This is a genomic window from Corynebacterium sp. UMB4614 (assembly GCF_030217065.1).
Lineage (GTDB): Bacteria > Actinomycetota > Actinomycetes > Mycobacteriales > Mycobacteriaceae > Corynebacterium.
Genome location: NZ_JASONC010000054.1, coordinates 1 through 663, shown reverse-complemented (window position 1 = coordinate 663; position 663 = coordinate 1). Strand labels below are relative to the sequence as shown.

Genomic DNA, 663 nt, shown 5'->3' with positions numbered 1-663 from the left:
AAAAGTGTGTCTGATTTTCAGCCTATCTGCTGGTCAGGCCGCATAAAACGGGCTTAAATAAGGTTCCAAACCTTATTCAGGCCCGTTTCTTGCCCAATCCACCGGAATGGCTCCTGCATGTGGTAACAGCGGCTTGGTTGTCTTTCTGGGTGACTCCAAACAGACCCCGATGCCCTATATGTACTGGGCACATGAAGAAAAACGGCACCACAACCAAAGGAACAACCAGATGGCGGTGCAAAAACCCTGACTGCGGATGCTCAACAACACGACACCGCAAAGATCAAGCACTGGCCCGCGACTTCACAACATTTCACCGCTACGTCACTACGACAGCACCACTGACCCGCATCGCCTCGGAAGTCGGCTGCTCACGCTGGACACTGGACCGTAAATTCGAACCATTCTGGCTCATCAATGTCCCTCACACCCCGGACCCCAACCGGGTCTACGACCAGATCTTCATCGACGGCACCTACACCGACGCTGGTTGCTTGCTTGTGGCAGCCAGCCACGACCACGTCATCGCATGGCACTGGACACAACGCGAAACCGCCCACGCCTACACCCAACTACTCAAAAACATCGCCCCACCACTATGCGTTGTCCTCGACGGTGGCCAAGGCGCCTACTCAGCAATCAAAGCCTGCTGGCCCAACACAC

General features: G+C 55.2%; 1 pseudogene. It reads left to right on the top strand.

Going from position 1 to position 663, the window contains the following annotated elements:
• Nucleotides 1–191 precede the first annotated feature (191 nt).
• A pseudogene (locus QP413_RS09860) lies at nt 192–663 on the top strand (IS256 family transposase); the annotation flags it as partial.